The sequence below is a fragment of the Micromonospora sp. L5 genome, from assembly GCF_000177655.2.
GTDB lineage: Bacteria > Actinomycetota > Actinomycetes > Mycobacteriales > Micromonosporaceae > Micromonospora > Micromonospora aurantiaca.
Genome location: NC_014815.1, coordinates 2,525,289 through 2,540,676, shown reverse-complemented (window position 1 = coordinate 2,540,676; position 15,388 = coordinate 2,525,289). Strand labels below are relative to the sequence as shown.

Here is a 15,388-nt window from a genome sequence, read left to right as displayed (position 1 = left end):
GCGACTGCGGGACTCCGCTCCGCTGCGTTCCTCGCGCTCACTTGACAGCCTTTCCGTCCAGGACCGTCGGCTCGCCGCGCAGGAAGGTCGCCACGATGCGACCCGGCAGCGTCATGCGGGCGTACGGGGTGTTGCGACTGCGACTGGCCAGCTCCGCCGGTTCGACGACGCGCCGGGCGGCCGGGTCGACCAGGGTCAGGTTGGCCGGTACGCCGGGCGCCGGGTCGAGGCCGTGCCCGGCCAGCCCGGCGATCCGGGCCGGCGTGCGGGACATCCGCTCGGCGATCAGGTCCCAGCGGGGGCCGAACACGTCGAGCGCGATTGACAGCGCCGTCTCCAGGCCGAGCATGCCCGGCCGGGCGTACGCCCACTCGCACTCCTTGTCCTCCACGGCGTGCGGCGCGTGGTCGGTGGCGATGATGTCGATCACGCCCTCAGCCAGCGCCTCCCGCAGCGCGGCGATATCGGTGGCGGTGCGCAGCGGCGGGTTGACCTTGAAGACCGGGTCGTAGCTCTCCGCTTTCTCGTCGGTCAGCAGCAGGTGATGCGGCGTCACCTCGGCGGTGACCCGTACCCCGCGCGCCTTGGCCTGACGCAGCACCTCGACGCTGCCGGCGGTGGAGACGTGGCAGACGTGCAGCCGGCTGCCGACGTGCTCGGCCAGCAGCACGTCCCGGGCGATGATCGCCTCCTCGGCGACGGCCGGCCAGCCGGTCAGGCCGAGGCGGGTGGACACCTCGCCCTCGTGCATCTGCGCGCCCTCGGTCAGCCGGGGCTCCTCGGCGTGCTGGGCGATCACGCCGTCGAACGCCTTGACGTACTCCAGCGCCCGGCGCATCAGCCTCGGGTCGGACACGCAGTGCCCGTCGTCGGAGAAGATCCGCACCCCGGCGGCCGAGTCGGCCATCGCGCCCAGCTCGGCCAGGCGCTCGCCGGCCAGCCCGACGGTGACCGCGCCGATCGGCTGCACGTCGACCAGGCCGGCCTCCCGGCCGAGCCGCCAGACCTGCTCCACCACGCCCGCGGTGTCGGCCACCGGGGAGGTGTTCGCCATCGCGCACACCGCCGTGTAGCCGCCGAGTGCCGCCGCCCGGGAACCGGACTCGACCGTCTCGGCGTCCTCCCGGCCGGGCTCGCGCAGGTGGGTGTGCAGGTCGACCAGGCCGGGCAGCGCGACCAGGCCGGTCGCGTCGATGACTGTGGCGTCGTCCGCGGCGAGCCCGCGGCCCGTCCCGGCCACCACGCCGTCGCGGATGAGCAGGTCGGTCGGCTCGCCGCCGACGATGCTGACGCCTGTGATGAGGTACGCGGTCACCGGTTGTTCCCTCCGAGCAGCAGGTAGAGCACGGCCATCCGCACGGAGACCCCGTTGGCGACCTGTTCGACGATGGTGGAGCGGGGCGAGTCGGCCACCTCGGGCGTGATCTCCATGCCCCGGTTCATCGGGCCGGGGTGCATGACGATCGCGTGCTCGGGCAGCCGGCGCATGCGCGGCCCGTCGAGCCCGTAGCGTCGGGCGTACTCGCGGGCCGACGGGAAGTAGGAGTCACCCATCCGCTCGCGCTGCACCCGCAGCATCATCACCACGTCCACATCTGGGAGAACGGCGTCGAGGTCGTAACAGACGTCGGTGCCGGTGGCCAGGGCGGCGGCGATGTCGACCGGGATGAGGGTGGGCGGGCCGACCAGTGTCACCTTCGCGCCGAGGGTGGACAGCAGCAGCACGTTGGAGCGGGCCACCCGGGAGTGCAGCACGTCGCCGACGATCGCCACGTGCAGGCCGTCGAGGCGGCCCAGCCGGGACCGCATCGTGTACGCGTCGAGCAGCGCCTGGGTGGGGTGCTCGTGGGTGCCGTCACCGGCGTTGACCACCGATCCGTCCACCCACTCGGCGAGCCGGTGCGGCGCGCCGGAGGCGGGGTGCCGGACGACGACCGCGTCCGCGCCCATCGCCTGGAGCGTGAGCGCGGTGTCCTTCAGGCTCTCCCCCTTGGCCACGCTGGAGCCCTTGGCGGAGAAGTTGATCACGTCGGCGCTGAGCCGCTTGGCGGCCGCCTCGAACGAGATCCGGGTGCGGGTGGAGTCCTCGTAGAAGAGGTTGACCACGGTGCGCCCGCGCAGCGCGGGCAGCTTCTTGACCTCGCGGCCGGCCACCGTCGCCATCTCCGCGGCGGTGTCCAGGACCAGGGTGGCGGTGCCGGCGTCCAGATCGGCGCCGGAGAGCAGGTGCCGGATCATGCGTGTCGCCGCCTTTCGTTCGCGACTGCGGGGCTCCGCTTCGCTGCGCTCCTCGCGCTCACAGTGAGCCTCCGTACAGCCGTACCTCGTCACTGCCGTCGGTCTCGGCGAGGGTGACCTTGACGTTCTCGGCCAGCGCGGTGGGGATGTTCTTGCCGACGTAGTCGGCGCGGATCGGCAGCTGGCGGTGGCCGCGGTCGACAAGGACCGCGAGCTGCACGGACGCCGGCCGGCCGACGTCGCTGAGCGCGTCCAGCGCGGCCCGCACGGTGCGGCCGGAGAACAGCACGTCGTCGACGAGGATCACCCGCTTGCCGTCGATCCCGCCGGGCGGCAGGTCGGTCGGGCCGACCGCGCGGGTGGCGTGCCGGCGCAGGTCGTCGCGGTAGAGCGTGATGTCGAGCACGCCGACCGGGACTGTGACGTCCTCGAAGGTGCTGATCCGGGCCGCGAGGCGGTGGGCGAGCGGCACGCCCCGGGTGGGGATGCCGAGCAGCACGGTGTCGGCGGCGCCCTGGGTCTTCTCCAGGATCTGGTGGGCGATGCGGTCGACCACCCGCGACACGTCCGCTGCGGCGAGGATCACCTTCACCGAGGGTTGTCGCGGCGGCGACGAGTGGGCAGCCGGTGGGTAGGCCACGGCGGACCTCCTTCCCCGCCTCACGGGACGGGTCGTTAAAGGACGTCTGGTCTGCTCCGGCAGGCCCGCGCGGGGCCCGGACCGGGGCTTCACGCCACGTTACCAGCGGTCACCGGGCTGCCCGCCGCCGGTCCTGACCTGCTGGTCAGCCCGGAGAAATGGGGACAAGCCACACGTGGGTGCCGGACCCGGTGGACGGCAACACTTGACCACATGTCGCAATCCCCGTACCGTCACGCTCCGTAGCGATAGCTCGGGGAACCCGAACAGCACTGGGAGTGTCCGAATGCCCTCTGAATACGCCAAGTCGCTGGGCGCCCGCCTGCGCTCCATCCGCCAGCAGCAGGGCCTGTCCCTGCAGGGGGTGGAGGAGAAGTCGAACGGGCGGTGGAAGGCCGTGGTGGTCGGCTCGTACGAGCGCGGCGACCGCGCCGTCACCGTGTCCCGCCTGGCGGAGCTGGCCGACTTCTACCGCGTTCCCGTCTCGGAGCTGCTGCCCGACGGCAGCGGGGTGCGTCACGAGCCCACCAGCAAGATCGTCCTGGACCTGGAGCGGCTCTACGACGAGGCCTCCGAGGACCTCGCGTACGTGGCCCGCTACGCGCGCGCCATCCAGCAGCAGCGCGGCGACTACAACGGCCGGGTGCTCTCGATCCGCGCCGACGACCTGCGCGCCCTCGCGATCGTCTACGACGCCTCGCCGTCGGGCCTGATCGAGCGGCTGACCGAGCACGGCGTGCTGGTCGCCGACCCGCGGGCGTTCTTCGCGTCCTGACATCCCCCGTACGACGAAAGGGCCCGTGCCGGTCGGCACGGGCCCTTCGTCGTTGCGGCGCGTCAGCGCGTGGCGTACTCGGCGATCCGGCCGAGGATGCCGTTGAGGAAGCGGGGCGAGTCGTCGGTCGACATCTGCCGGGCCAGCTCCACGGCCTCGCTGATCGCCACCGCGTCGTCGATCTCGTCGACGTAGAGCAGCTCGTACACGGCGATCCGGGCCAGGTTGCGGTCGACCACCGGCATGCGCTCCAGCGTCCACCCCTCGGCGTAGCTGGCGATCGTCTCGTCGATCCGGTCGAGGTGCGCCGCCACGCCCTCGACCAGCCCGACCGCGTAGCCGAGGTGGTCGGGGCGCGGCTGCTCGATCCGTTCCAGGTAACCGGCGAGCACCTCGACCGGCGGGCGGTCCCGCAGGTCGGCCTCGAAGAGCACGTCCAGCGCCCGCTTGCGCGCCTTGCGGCGCGCCGGCATCTGCTGCTTGGGGCCCTCGGCCATCAGGCTCGGCCGAGGTAACGGCCGTCGCGGGTGTCGACCTTGATCTTCTCACCGGTGGTGATGAACAGCGGCACCTGCACGGTCGCGCCGGTCTCGACGGTGGCCGGCTTGTTGCCGCCGGTCGAGCGGTCGCCCTGCAGGCCCGGCTCGGTGTAGGTGACCTCGAGCACGACCGAGGTCGGCAGCTCGATGTACAGCGGCACGCTCTCGTGGGTGGCGACGGTCGCCTCGGCCTCGGGGAGGAGGTAGTTGGCGGCCTCGCCGACGGTGCCGCCGGGGACGGTGATCTGGTCGAACGTCTCCAGATCCATGAAGACGTAGTCCTCGCCGTCGGCGTACAGGTACTGCATGGTGCGCTTGTCCACGGTCGCGGTCTCGACCTTGGTGCCCGCGTTGAAGGTCTTGTCGACCACCTTGCCGGACAGCACGTTCTTCAGCGTGGTGCGCACGAAGGCACCACCCTTACCGGGCTTGACGTGCTGGAACTCGACGACGGCCCACAGCTCGCCGTCCAGGTTGAGTACCAGGCCGTTCTTCAGGTCGTTGGTGGTGGCCATTTCCTGCCTTGATCATCAATTGGCGGACAGACCGGCCAAGTCTACTCGCTCTGTCGAATCGGACTCGCGCCACGGAACGGTCCGGCTCAGGCTCCTGCGGCGAGCCGGGCGGCCAGGTGGTGCAGCGCCAGCCGGTAGCCGTCCACGCCCAGGCCGCAGATCACGCCGGTGGCCACCGCGGAGACCACCGAGTGGTGCCGGAACTCCTCCCGGGCGTGGATGTTGGAGATGTGCACCTCGACCAGGGGGCCGCGCAGCATGGCGCAGGCGTCCCGGACCGCGATCGAGTAGTGCGACCAGGCCGCGGGGTTCAGCACCACCGCCGCCGCCTCGTCGGCCGCCTCGTGCAGCCAGGCGAGCATCTCGTGCTCGGCGTCGGTCTGCCGGACCACCACGTCCAGGCCCAGCTCCCGGCCGTGCCGTTCACAGTCGGCCACGAGCTGGGCGTAGCTGGTCACCCCGTACACGTCGACCTGGCGGGTGCCGAGCCGGCCCAGGTTCGGCCCGTTGAGCACGTACACCCTCACGAGCTGATCTCCGCGTACGCGGCGGCGAGCAGGTCGTCCGGCAGCGCCTCCATGATCGCCGGGCGGGCGAGCCCGTCGAGCACCACGAACCGCAGCCGGCTGCCCCGGGCCTTCTTGTCCACCCGCATCGCGGCGAGCAGCTCCGGCCAGGCGTCGGCCCGGTAGCCGGTGGGCAGGTCGAGCGCGGCCAGCACCCGGCGGTGCCGCTCGGCGTCGGCCGCGTCGAGCCGGCCGGCGAGCCGGGCCAGCGTGGCGGCGTACACCAGGCCGACCGCCACCGCGTGACCGTGCCGCCAGCGGTAGCCCTCAACCTTCTCGATCGCGTGCGCCAGCGTGTGCCCGTAGTTGAGCACCTCGCGTACCCCGGATTCGCGCAGGTCCCCGGCGACCACGCCGGCCTTCACGCGGACCGCGCGTTCGACCAGTTCCCGCAGCACCGGCCCGGCCGGGTCCAGCGCGGCGGCCGGGTCGTCCTCGACCAGGTCGAGGATGACCGGGTCGGCGATCAAACCGCACTTGACCACCTCGGCCATCCCGGCGGCCAGGTCGGCCGGGGGCAGGCTGTCCAGAGTCGCCAGGTCGGCCAGCACGCCGGCCGGCGGGTGGAACGCGCCGACCAGGTTCTTGCCGGCGGCGGTGTTGATGCCGGTCTTGCCGCCCACTGCGGCGTCGACCATGCCGAGCAGCGACGTGGCGACCGGCACCCAGCGCACGCCGCGCAGCCAGGTGGCAGCGACGAACCCGGCCAGGTCGGTGACCGCGCCGCCGCCCACCCCGACCACCGCGTCGGTACGGGTGAACCCGGCGTCGCCGAGCCGGTCCCAGCAGGCCGCCGCCACGTCGACGTGCTTGCCCGCCTCCGCGTCCGGCACCTCGATCAGCAGCGGCGTCACGCCGCCCTCGCGGACACCGTCGGCGAGCCTGTCGGCGAGTGCCTTGAGCGGCGGCGCGTGCAGGAAGGCCACCCGCTCGGCGCCCGGCAGCAGCCGGGGCGGCGGGTTCAGCAGGTCACGTCCCACGAGCACGTCGTACGGCCGCTCGCCGCCGACCGGGATCCGGGTCACCTCGTCCATCGCGGGCAGCCTAGTCCAGCGCGCCGCCCCCGCGCGGCGACTGTCCACTCCCTGGGTGTTTGCCCGGCCGCACCGCGGGTAGGGCGGCCGGAATGAGCGAGACGAGGGCACACGCGACCCGGCCGGAGTCCGCGACGAGCATCCGGCTGCCCGCCACGATCCTCGGCGTCGGGCTGGGCGGCTTCGTCGACGGCATCGTCCTGCACCAGGTCCTCCAGTGGCACCACATGCTCAGCAGCACCGGCAGCGACCGGATCGGCGTGCGTGAGTACCCGGTGGACACCGTGCCCGGGTTGCAGATGAACACGCTCTGGGACGGCCTGTTCCACGTGGTCACCTGGGTGGCGGTGCTGACCGGTCTGGCCCTCCTCTACTCCCGGGTCACCCACTCGCGGGGCCGGCTGTGGCGCTCGCCGATGCTGTGGGGCTGGGCGCTGATCGGCTGGGGCCTGTTCAACCTGGTCGAGGGCATCGTCGACCACCACCTGCTCGGCATCCACCACGTCCGCGGCGGGCCGAACCAGCTCTGGTGGGACCTCGGGTTCCTCGCCCTCGGCGTGGTGCTGATCGCTGTGGGCTGGGCGATCCAGCGCCGGGCCCGCGCGGTGGACCTCTGCCTGCCGGAGCGCCGGTGACAGTGGCCCACGCCGGGCACGTCGACGGTGGCTTCCCGGTGACCGCGCTGATCCCGGTGGCGCTGTTCTGGGCGTACCTGGCCGCCGCGCTGCGGCTGCGCGACCCGGGCCGGCCGGGCTGGCCGCACGCCCGCACCGCGAGCTTCGGTCTGGGCGCGCTGCTGCTGGTGACCGGGCTGCTGTGGCCGGCCGGCGACTTCGTCGGGCACATGTGGCAGCACCTGCTGATCGGCATGCTCGCGCCGCTGGCGCTGGTGCTCGGCGCACCGGTCACGCTGCTGCTGCGCACGCTGGACCGGCGTACCGGCCGGGCCCTGGTCCACCTGCTGCGGCATCCGGTCGCGCGGGTGCTCGGCCACCCGGTGACCGGCCTGCTGCTCACCGCGGGCGGGCTCTGGCTGCTCTACCTCACCCCGCTGTACCGGGCCACCCTGGACAGCCCGGCCCTGCACACGCTGGTGAACCTGCACTTCCTGCTGAGCGGCTGCCTGTTCGCCTGGTCGATCGCCGGGCCGGACCCGGGACCGCACCGCCCGCGCGTACCGGTGCGGCTGGTGGTGATCGGCGTCGGGGTGGCCGCGCACGCCACCATCGCCCAGTTGCTCTACGCCGGGCTGTTCGTGGACGTGCCGGCCACCGCCGCCGAGCTGCGGGCCGGGGCCACGCTCATGTACTACCTGGGCGACCTGGCCGAGATCGCGCTGGCGCTCGCGCTGCTCGCCACCTGGCGGCCCGAACCGGCCCGGCGCCGCCGCGCCGGACGCCGGACGGCCAGGGCCGCTGCGGCCAACGCCTGACCGGCGCGCCTTCTCACCCGCCCATGGCGTTCCACCCAGCGGCGTCCTCCACGCCGACTGGAACGCCGCGGGTGCCACAACGCTCGGGAGACACCCACGGCGTTCCACTCATCCGCGGCATCCCCGCCGACTGGAACGCCACGGGTGTCACAACGCCCGCGAGACACCCACGGCGTTCCACCGAGGGAGCCGGACACGGCGGGGGGGCGGGGCGTTGTCAGGGTTTGAGCAGGGCGGCGATCTCCTCGGCCAGCTCCTGCGGGGTACGGCCGTCGGTGACCACAGTCGCGGTCGCCACCTCGGCGTAGAGCGGGCGGCGCTGGTCCATCAGGTGCTTGAGCGTGGCGCGCGGGTTCAGCGCGAGCAGCGGCCGCCCGGCGCCCAGACCGACCCGCTTGACCGCGTCGGGCAGCTCCACCGACAGGTGCACCACCGTGTGGCCGATCAGCGCGGCCCGGTTCTCCTCGGCCAGGACCGCGCCGCCGCCGACCGCGAGCACGCCCGCGTGCGACGCGAGCGCCGCCGCCACGGCGGCCCGTTCGAGGGTACGGAAGTGCTCCTCGCCCTCGTCCACGAAGATCTCCGGGATGGGCTTGCCGGCGAGGTTCTCGATGTCGGCGTCGGTGTCCCGGAAGTCGACGCCGAGCGCCTCGGCGAGCGCCGTGCCGACAGTGGTCTTGCCGGAGCCGGGCGCCCCGACCAGCACGCAGACCGGCCGGGTGCTCATTTGATCACCAGGCTGTCGAGGTAACCGTTGAGGTTGCGGCGCATCTCGGCAATCGAGTCGCCGCCGAACTTCTCCACCGCCGCCTCGGCCAGGACCAGCGCGACCATCGCCTCGGCCACCACCGCAGCGGCCGGGACCGCGCACACGTCGGAACGCTGGTTGATCGCGGTGGCCGGCTCACCCGTGGTCACGTCGATGGTGGCGAGCGCCCGGTTCAGCGACGAGATCGGCTTCATCGCCGCCTTCACCCGCAGCGGCTCACCCGTGGTGATGCCGCCCTCCAGGCCACCGGCCCGGTCGGTGATCCGCCGCACCCCGGTGGCGGTGGGCACGATCTCGTCGTGCGCCTCCGAACCGCGCGAGCGGGCCTGCTGCCAGCCGTCGCCGATTTCCACGCCCTTGATCGCCTGGATCGACATGAGCGCGGTCGCGAGGCGCGCGTCGAGCTTGCGGTCCCACTGCACGTGGCTGCCCAGGCCCGGCGGCACCCCGTACGCGAGCACCTCGACGACGCCGCCGAGCGTGTCGGCGGCCTTCTTCGCGGCGTCGACCTCGGCGACCATCCGGGCGCTTGCCTCGGCGTCGAGGCAGCGCAGCGGGTCGGCGTCGATGCGCGCGGCGTCCTCCGGCGTGGGGCGCAGCCCCGGCTTGACCGCCACCGGGCCCAGCTCGACCACGTGGGAGACGATCTCGACGCCGAGCGCCTGGCGTACGAGCGCCTTGGCGACGGTGCCCACCGCGACCCGGGCGGCGGTCTCCCGGGCGCTGGCGCGCTCCAAGATCGGCCGGGCGTCGGTGTGCCCGTACTTCTGCATGCCGGCCAGGTCGGCGTGACCCGGGCGGGGACGGGTCAGCGGCGCGTTGCGGGCCTGGCTCGCCAGTTCCTCCGGGTCGACCGGGTCGGCGGCCATCACTGTGCGCCACTTGGGCCACTCGGAGTTGCCGACCCGGATCGCCACCGGGCTGCCGAGCGTCACCCCGTGCCGGAGCCCGCCGATGATCTCGACCTCGTCCTGCTCGAACGACATCCGGGCACCCCGGCCGTAGCCGAGCCGGCGCCGGGCCAGCTCGCCGGAGATCTCCCCGGTGGTCACCTCGATGCCGGCGGGTACGCCCTCCAGCATCGCGACGAGGGCGGGTCCATGCGATTCACCTGCAGTCAGCCAGCGCAACACGACGGTCAGTCTGTCACGCCCGGTGGTCACCGGCGTACGCCGCCCGCCGCGTCCCGCCAACCGGACAGGCCACCTCCGTACGCTGGTCCGCCGCCCGACGGGTGAGGTGTTAACAGGGGACCCTTCCTCTACCGGAGGCGTTAAGAAGGGGCCCTTCCTTACACCGGCAGCGCGGCGCGCATCGCGGCGCGTGGGGCGGTGACGCCGGTGAAGTGCTCGAACTGGCCGAACGCCTGGGCCAGCAGCAGGTCCAGCCCGGAGACCACCCGGCACCCGGCGGCGAGCGCCGCCGCCGCGAGCGGCGTGGGCCACGGGTCGTAGACCACGTCGAAGAAGACCGACTCCGGCCGCCAGTCGAAGTTGTCAGCCAGGGGGTCGGCGACGCCCTTGGGCACTGTGGAGATCACCAGGTCGGCGCGGGCGTGGGAGGGTGCGCCGTCCCACTCGGCGCCAGCGAGCGGCACCCCGGCCGCCGCCGCGACCGGGCGCAGCTCGTCGACCGCCTCGGGCCGGCGTGCCACCACTGTCACCTCGGCCGCCCCGATCCGGGCCGCCGCCGCGATCGCGGCCCGGGCGGTGCCACCCGCGCCGAGCACGGTGACGACCGCCCCGGCCACGCAGCCGGCGCCGGTGAGCACCTCGACCATGCCGGTGACGTCGGTGTTGTCCGCGTACCAGGTGCCGTCTTGTCGGCGTACCAGCGTGTTGGCGGCGCCGACCGCGGCGGCGACCGGCGAGACCTCGTCGGCCAGGGCGAGTGCCGCTTCCTTGCCCGGCATGGTCACGGACAGGCCGGCCCACTCCGGGCCGAGGCCCGCGACCAGGCCGGGCAGCTCGTCGGCGCCGGCTTCGATCCGGGTGTACGACCAGCCGGTCAGTCCGGCCGCCGCGTACCCGGCGGCGTGGATCACCGGGGAGATCGAGTGGGCGATCGGCTTGCCGACCACCGCGGCGCGGCGAGGATCGGCCATCAGATGATCCCGGCCTCCCTGGCCTTCTGCTCGTTACGCTTCTGCTCGGCGTAGGTCTCGGCGAACGCGGACCGGCCGTCCCTGCTGATCGCCACGAAGTAGAGCCACTTGCCGTCCGGCGGGCTCAGCGCGCCTTCCAGCGCCTCCTTGCCGGGGTTGTTGATCGGCGAGGGGACCAGCCCGCGCAGCTTGCGGTTGTACGGGTTCTTCGGGTTGTCCAGCTCGGCGGCGGTCATGTCCTTGGACGCCTTGGTCTTCTGCCCGGTCAGCTCCAGGTAGTAGTTGACCGTGACGTCCATCTCCAGGCAGTTGCAGGGGAACTCGCCGTAGACCCGGTTGTAGGCCACCCGGGCGACCTTGCCCAGGTCGGCCTTGTTGCCGGCCTCGGCCTGCGCGAGCGAGGCGACGATCAGCGCCTCGTACGGGGTGATGCCGCCGCGATCTTTCTGCACCTTCTCCGCGTACTGCATGCCGGAGGTGACGGTGAGGAAGTTGTCCACCATCAGCTTGAGCACCGTCTCGGCGGTGGCCTTCGGTGGGATCTCGTAGGTGTCCGGGAACAGGAAGCCCTCGATCGACGGGTTGACCTTCTTGCCGTCGGAACGCTTGAACCACCAGTCCGGTACGCCGAGCGCCTCCGGATCCTTCGCCGCGGCCTCGAAGTCCTTGACCGGGATGTCGGTCTTCTCGGACAGCCGCTTGTAGACCGTCTTGGCGGTGAGGCCCTCGGGAATGGTGATCCCGTTGACGATCTTGTTCTTGAGGTCCAGCAGGGCCACGACCGCCGCGTCACCGCTCATCTGCTTGCGCATCTTGTACGTGCCGGGCTGGATGTTCTTGCTGCGCGAGTTCTCCTCGGCGGCCTCGATGAACGCCTTGGTGCTCTTCACCACGTCGGCCGCGACGAGCGCGTCGGCCATGTCGGCGATCAGCGCGCCCTGCTTGATCTCGACGGTCACCTCGCCGGTGCCGGAGCCGTCGTAGTCGGGTGTGACGAAGTAGTTCTGGACCCGGTCGAAGCCGTAGAACGCGCCGCCGCCGATGCCGCCCAGCAGGACCAGCGCGAGAGCGAGTGCGAGAAGGGTCTTGCCCCGGCCGCCGCCGGACTTGCCCTGGCGACGGCGCACCGCGCCGCGCCGGTGCCGGCCCTTCTCCCCCCTGTCCGGCTCGTCGAACCCCAGATCAAGATCGTCGATCATTGCGTCCGCCTCCGCTGTGCGTCCAGCCAGCTCTGCAGAATCTCCACCGCGGCGGCCTGGTCGACCACCGCTCGTTGGCGCTTTCCCCGGACGCCCCGTTCGGCCAGCCTACGACTCGCGACGACGGTAGACATCCTCTCGTCCGTCAGCGTCACCGGAATCGGCCTCATTACATCAGCCAATCGGCTGGCATATGCTGATACGTTCAGCGCCGCGGGGCCGTGCTTCCCGGCGAGATTGACCGGCAGCCCGACCACGATCCCCACCGCCTCGTGCTCAGCGGCGAGCCGGACCAGCTCGGCCATGTCGGCGGGCACCGCGTCCGGTTCCGCGGTCAGATCACGGGCCAGCGTCACCAGGGGCGTGGCGAGGATGCCGTGCGGATCACAGCGCGCCACCCCCACCCGGACCTGGCCGACGTCGACACCCAGCCGGACGCCACGGGACAGCTCACTCACGGGCGGACACCTCCCCGCCGGTACGGGCCAGGGCGGACCGGGTGGTCCGCCCTGGCGTACATCCGTGCACTCATGCCGTGCCGGCCGGGCATGCCCTCACGGCCCTCGCTCCGCTCGGTGCGTTCGCTCATGCCGTGCCGGCGACCGCCCGCTCGACGGTGACCAGCAGGTTCGGCGCCTCCGTCGCGGGCAGGCCGCCGCCCTGGGCCAGGTCGTCGCTACCGCCGCCCCGGCCGGAGAACGCCGCCTTGACCAGGTCCTTCGCGCTCAGGTTCCGCCCCCGGGCGGCCTGGTTGACGGCCACCACGAGCGACGCCTTGCCGTTGGCCCGGGCGGCCACCGCGACCACAGCCGGGCGGGCCGCGTCGATCCGGCCCCGGATCTCCTGGGCGAGGGTCCGCACGTCGTTCGCCGCCGCGCCCTCCGGCGCCTCGGTGCCGACGTACGCGACGCCGCGCACGTCCTTCGCCTGCGCCGCCAGGGCGCCGGCCCCGCCGAGCACGAGCTGGGCGCGCAGCTTCTCCAGCTCCTTCTCCGCGTCGCGCAGCTGGGTGACCGTCTGCTCCACCCGGTCGGCGACCTGCTCCCCCGGCACCCGGAACAGCTCGGCCAGCCGGGACACCAGCAGGTGCTCACGGGCCAGGAAGCCGAACGCGTCCATGCCGACGAGCGCCTCGATCCGGCGTACCCCGGAACCCACCGACGCCTCGGAGAGGATCTTCACCAGGCCGAGCTGGGCGGAGCGGGCCACGTGCGTGCCGCCGCACAGCTCGCGGGCGTAGTCACCGACCTCGACGACCCGGACCCGCTCGCCGTACTTCTCGCCGAACAGGGCCATCGCCCCGATCCGCCGGGCCTCCTCCTGGCTGGTGACGAACGCGTGCACCTCCAGGTCGGCCAGCAGCACCTCGTTGACCTGCTGCTCGACGTCGTGCAGCACGCTCGGCGCCACACCCGTCGGGGTGTTGAAGTCGAACCGCAGCCGGCCCGGCGCGTTCAGCGAACCCGCCTGGGTCGCCGACTCACCGAGGAAGTTGCGCATCGTCTGGTGCACCAGGTGCGTGGCGGTGTGCGAGCGGGAGATCGCCCGGCGGCGGGACACGTCGATCTCGGCGTACCCGGTCTCCCCGGAACGCACCTCGCCGCGCACCACCTTGGCCCGGTGCACGATCAGGCCGGGCACCGGCTGCTGCACGTCGAAGACCTCGACCTGGCCGCCGCCCACAGTGATGAGCCCCTGGTCGGGCTGCTGGCCACCACCCTCGGCGTAGAACGGGGTGGTGTCGAGCACCAGCTCGATCGTGTCACCCTCGACCGCCGCCGAGACCGCGGCGCCGCCGGACAGCAGCGCGCGTACCCGGGACTCCCGGCTCAGCTCGGTGTAGCCGGTGAACTCCACCGGACCGCCGCCGTCGAGCACCGACCGGTACGCCGACACGTCGGTGTGCCCGGTCTTGCGCGCCTGCGCGTCGGCCTTGGCCCGGCTGCGCTGGTCGGCCATCAGCCGGCGGAAGCCCTCCGCGTCGACCTGCAACCCCTGCTCGGCGGCGATCTCCAGGGTCAGGTCGATCGGGAAGCCGTACGTGTCGTGCAGCTGGAACGCCTTGTCACCGGAGAGCGCCGCCTTGCCGGCCGACTTGGTCTCGGCGATGGCGGTGTCCAGGATCGTGGTGCCGGCGCGCAGCGTGGCCAGGAACGCGTCCTCCTCGGCGTACGCGTACTGGGAGATCCGGCCGAAGTCCTCGGCCAGCTCCGGGTACGACGGCGCCATGCAGTCGCGGGCCACCGGCAGCAGCTCCGGCAGCGCCCGGTCCTGGTAGCCCAGCAGCCGCACCGCCCGGATCGCCCGGCGCATGATCCGCCGCAGCACGTAGCCCCGGCCCTCGTTCGACGGGGTCACCCCGTCGCCGATGAGCATCAGCGAGGTACGCACGTGGTCGGCGATCACCCGCAGCCGTACGTCGTCCGGGTGCGACTCGTTGGCCGCGTGACCGGAGTGCACGCCGTAGCGCTTGCCGGTCAGCTCGGCGGCCCTGTCGAGGATCGGCTTGACCTCGTCGATCTCGTAGAGGTTGTCCACGCCCTGCAGCAGCGAGGCCATCCGCTCCAGGCCCATGCCGGTGTCGATGTTCTTCGCCGGCAGGTCACCGAGGATCGGGAAGTCCTCCTTGCCGACGCCCGGACCGCGCTCGAACTGCATGAAGACGAGGTTCCAGAACTCCAGGTAGCGGTCCTCGTCGACCTCCGGGCCGCCCTCGCGGCCGTAGGCCGGGCCGCGGTCGTAGTACAGCTCGGAGCACGGGCCGCACGGGCCGGGGATGCCCATCGACCAGAAGTTGTCGGCCTTGCCGCGGCGCACGATCCGCTCGGCCGGCACGCCGGTGGCCCGCCAGATGTCGTACGCCTCGTCGTCGTCCAGGTAGACAGTGGCCCAGATCCGCTCCGGGTCCAGCCCGAAGCCGCCCGCCTCGACCGGCTTCGTGGCCAGGTCCCAGGCGAGCGGGATCGCCCCGGACTTGAAGTAGTCACCGAAGGAGAAGTTGCCGTTCATCTGGAAGAACGTGCCGTGCCGGCTGGTCTTGCCGACCTCGTCGATGTCCGGCGTCCGGATGCACTTCTGCACGCTCGTCGCCCGCGCGTACGGCGGGGTCTGCTGGCCCAGGAAGTAGGGCACGAACTGCACCATGCCCGCGTTGATGAACAGCAGGTTCGGGTCGCTGATGGCGGGCAGCGGAGCGGACGGAACCACGGTGTGCCCGTTCGCCTCGAAGTGGGCGAGGAACCGCCGCTTGATCTCCGCCGTCTTCATCGCTGGTGGTCCTCCGGGAAAATCTCTCGGTCACCGATACGCGGGTCCTCCCGCAGCTCGGCGAACTGGTCGTCGTACACCTCGCCGCGGGCGAAGGCCTCGTGGATCTCCTGCTCACGCTCGGCCATGCCGACCCGGACGTCGTCCACGAACGCCCGGAGCGACTCGACCAGACCACCGGCGGACTCGGACAGCCCGCTGGCGATGCCGGCCGGGGTGTACGCCTGCGCCGTCCGGGTGGCCTTGCGCACCACCAGGACGCCCACGGCCAGCCCGATGCCCAGCCAGAACAACCGCCTCATGTTCTCAT

Annotated in this window: 17 protein-coding genes; 3 read left to right on the top strand and 14 right to left on the bottom strand. The window is 72.3% G+C overall.

Annotation, left to right across the window (positions count from 1 at the left end; genetic code table 11):
• Positions 1 to 37: 37 nt before the first annotated feature.
• Genes ML5_RS12190 through pyrR form a run of 3 tightly spaced genes read right to left on the bottom strand, consistent with a single transcriptional unit; the run spans position 38 to position 2,878 of the window.
• Positions 38 to 1,315: a dihydroorotase gene (locus tag ML5_RS12190; RefSeq protein ID WP_013474896.1), complete on the bottom strand. Its 1,278-nt coding sequence runs from the start codon at positions 1,313 to 1,315 to the stop codon at positions 38 to 40.
• The gene (locus ML5_RS12185; protein WP_013285507.1) at positions 1,312 to 2,238 is read right to left on the bottom strand and encodes an aspartate carbamoyltransferase catalytic subunit; all 927 of its coding nucleotides are present in this window, start codon (positions 2,236 to 2,238) and stop codon (positions 1,312 to 1,314) included. Before ML5_RS12185 ends, ML5_RS12190 begins: the two co-directional genes overlap by 4 nt.
• Before the next feature lie 58 nt (positions 2,239 to 2,296).
• Positions 2,297 to 2,878: a bifunctional pyr operon transcriptional regulator/uracil phosphoribosyltransferase PyrR gene (gene pyrR, locus ML5_RS12180; protein WP_013285506.1), complete on the bottom strand. Its 582-nt coding sequence runs from the start codon at positions 2,876 to 2,878 to the stop codon at positions 2,297 to 2,299.
• A 286-nt stretch (positions 2,879 to 3,164) separates the two neighbouring features.
• On the opposite strand from pyrR, the gene ML5_RS12175 reads away from it, so the two are divergent.
• A complete protein-coding gene (locus ML5_RS12175) occupies positions 3,165 to 3,653 on the top strand; it encodes a transcriptional regulator (protein ID WP_013285505.1) in 489 nt (162 codons plus the stop codon).
• A gap of 62 nt (positions 3,654 to 3,715) precedes the next feature.
• On the opposite strand, the gene nusB is transcribed toward ML5_RS12175, so the two are convergent.
• From nusB to aroB, 4 genes are all read right to left on the bottom strand, one after another.
• A complete protein-coding gene (gene nusB, locus ML5_RS12170) occupies positions 3,716 to 4,126 on the bottom strand; it encodes a transcription antitermination factor NusB (RefSeq protein ID WP_174361785.1) in 411 nt (136 codons plus the stop codon).
• A 23-nt stretch (positions 4,127 to 4,149) separates the two neighbouring features.
• Positions 4,150 to 4,707, bottom strand: coding sequence for an elongation factor P (gene efp, locus ML5_RS12165; RefSeq protein ID WP_013285503.1), 558 nt, complete (start codon positions 4,705 to 4,707; stop codon positions 4,150 to 4,152).
• A gap of 86 nt (positions 4,708 to 4,793) precedes the next feature.
• Positions 4,794 to 5,234 (bottom strand): type II 3-dehydroquinate dehydratase, encoded by a 441-nt coding sequence (gene aroQ / locus ML5_RS12160; protein ID WP_013285502.1) that lies wholly within the window; start codon positions 5,232 to 5,234, stop codon positions 4,794 to 4,796.
• Entirely contained in the window at positions 5,231 to 6,307 is a 1,077-nt protein-coding gene (gene aroB / locus ML5_RS12155) for a 3-dehydroquinate synthase (RefSeq protein WP_013474895.1), read from the bottom strand. The genes aroQ and aroB overlap by 4 nt, the downstream gene beginning before the upstream one ends.
• Before the next feature lie 92 nt (positions 6,308 to 6,399).
• On the opposite strand from aroB, the gene ML5_RS12150 reads away from it, so the two are divergent.
• A complete protein-coding gene (locus ML5_RS12150; RefSeq protein WP_013474894.1) occupies positions 6,400 to 6,942 on the top strand; it encodes a DUF2243 domain-containing protein in 543 nt (180 codons plus the stop codon).
• Entirely contained in the window at positions 6,939 to 7,739 is an 801-nt protein-coding gene (locus tag ML5_RS12145) for a cytochrome c oxidase assembly protein (protein WP_013474893.1), read from the top strand. The genes ML5_RS12150 and ML5_RS12145 overlap by 4 nt, the downstream gene beginning before the upstream one ends.
• Positions 7,740 to 7,956: 217 nt before the next feature.
• Here ML5_RS12145 and ML5_RS12140 read toward each other — a convergent pair whose 3' ends face one another.
• The 7 genes from ML5_RS12140 to ML5_RS12110 all read right to left on the bottom strand — a co-directional run bounded on the left by ML5_RS12140 (position 7,957) and on the right by ML5_RS12110 (position 15,380).
• On the bottom strand, positions 7,957 to 8,466 hold the full coding sequence (locus tag ML5_RS12140) for a shikimate kinase (RefSeq protein WP_013474892.1): 510 nt from the start codon (positions 8,464 to 8,466) through the stop codon (positions 7,957 to 7,959).
• Positions 8,463 to 9,641: a chorismate synthase gene (aroC, locus tag ML5_RS12135; RefSeq protein WP_013285497.1), complete on the bottom strand. Its 1,179-nt coding sequence runs from the start codon at positions 9,639 to 9,641 to the stop codon at positions 8,463 to 8,465. Before aroC ends, ML5_RS12140 begins: the two co-directional genes overlap by 4 nt.
• Before the next feature lie 158 nt (positions 9,642 to 9,799).
• Positions 9,800 to 10,612, bottom strand: a complete 813-nt coding sequence (locus tag ML5_RS12130) for a shikimate dehydrogenase (RefSeq protein WP_013474891.1) — start codon at positions 10,610 to 10,612, stop codon at positions 9,800 to 9,802.
• On the bottom strand, positions 10,612 to 11,811 hold the full coding sequence (mltG, locus tag ML5_RS12125) for an endolytic transglycosylase MltG (RefSeq protein WP_013285495.1): 1,200 nt from the start codon (positions 11,809 to 11,811) through the stop codon (positions 10,612 to 10,614). Before mltG ends, ML5_RS12130 begins: the two co-directional genes overlap by 1 nt.
• A complete protein-coding gene (ruvX, locus tag ML5_RS12120) occupies positions 11,808 to 12,269 on the bottom strand; it encodes a Holliday junction resolvase RuvX (RefSeq protein ID WP_013474890.1) in 462 nt (153 codons plus the stop codon). The genes mltG and ruvX overlap by 4 nt, the downstream gene beginning before the upstream one ends.
• A 127-nt stretch (positions 12,270 to 12,396) precedes the next feature.
• Entirely contained in the window at positions 12,397 to 15,078 is a 2,682-nt protein-coding gene (alaS, locus tag ML5_RS12115) for an alanine--tRNA ligase (protein WP_013474888.1), read from the bottom strand.
• Positions 15,075 to 15,380: a hypothetical protein gene (locus tag ML5_RS12110; RefSeq protein ID WP_013285491.1), complete on the bottom strand. Its 306-nt coding sequence runs from the start codon at positions 15,378 to 15,380 to the stop codon at positions 15,075 to 15,077. Before ML5_RS12110 ends, alaS begins: the two co-directional genes overlap by 4 nt.
• Positions 15,381 to 15,388 lie beyond the last annotated feature (8 nt).